Origin of the sequence: Paenibacillus sp. AR247, from assembly GCF_002968895.1 — a bacterium.
Taxonomy (GTDB): domain Bacteria; phylum Bacillota; class Bacilli; order Paenibacillales; family Paenibacillaceae; genus Paenibacillus_AQ; species Paenibacillus_AQ favisporus.
The window spans coordinates 1-500 of sequence record NZ_PCZT01000031.1; the positions used below are offsets into that span (position 1 = coordinate 1).

Annotated in this window: 2 tRNA genes and 1 rRNA gene; all 3 read right to left on the reverse strand. The window is 48.4% G+C overall.

What is annotated here, in order from left to right:
- Positions 1-104: 104 nt before the first annotated feature.
- The 3 genes from CPT76_RS35230 to rrf all read right to left on the reverse strand — a co-directional run bounded on the left by CPT76_RS35230 (position 105) and on the right by rrf (position 463).
- Positions 105-180, reverse strand: a tRNA-Ala gene (locus CPT76_RS35230).
- Positions 181-224: 44 nt separating this feature from the next.
- Positions 225-301: transfer RNA gene (locus CPT76_RS35235), tRNA-Ile, on the reverse strand.
- Positions 302-346: 45 nt separating this feature from the next.
- A 5S ribosomal RNA gene (gene rrf / locus CPT76_RS35240) occupies positions 347-463 on the reverse strand.
- Positions 464-500: the final 37 nt, after the last annotated feature.

Sequence of the window (500 nt, forward strand, 5' to 3'; positions counted from 1 at the left end):
TGCTACTTTTAAAACTTTACTTGTTGTGACACAAGTTCAGCTAAAAGGATATTTCTAAAACGCAGATTCGTTTCATTATCTAGTTTTCAAGGATCAAAGTTAATTGGTGGAGCTAAGCGGGATCGAACCGCTGACCTCCTGCTTGCAAGGCAGGCGCTCTCCCAGCTGAGCTATAGCCCCATAAATAACCCCAATAAGTGATTTACACTTGAATGAAGTTTATATGGTGGGCCCTAGTGGACTCGAACCACCGACCTCACCCTTATCAGGGGTGCGCTCTAACCAACTGAGCTAAGGGCCCATATCGTGTATGGGAATTATTCATTTGAAACCCATAAGGGTTTGCGCTTGGCAACGTCCTACTCTCCCAGGACCCTTCGGTCCAAGTACCATCGGCGCTGGAGGGCTTAACGGTCGTGTTCGGGATGGGTACGCGTGGAACCCCTCCGCTATCGCCACCAAACGCGTTTTGAAAGAGGTTTGCTCTCTCAAAACTGAGC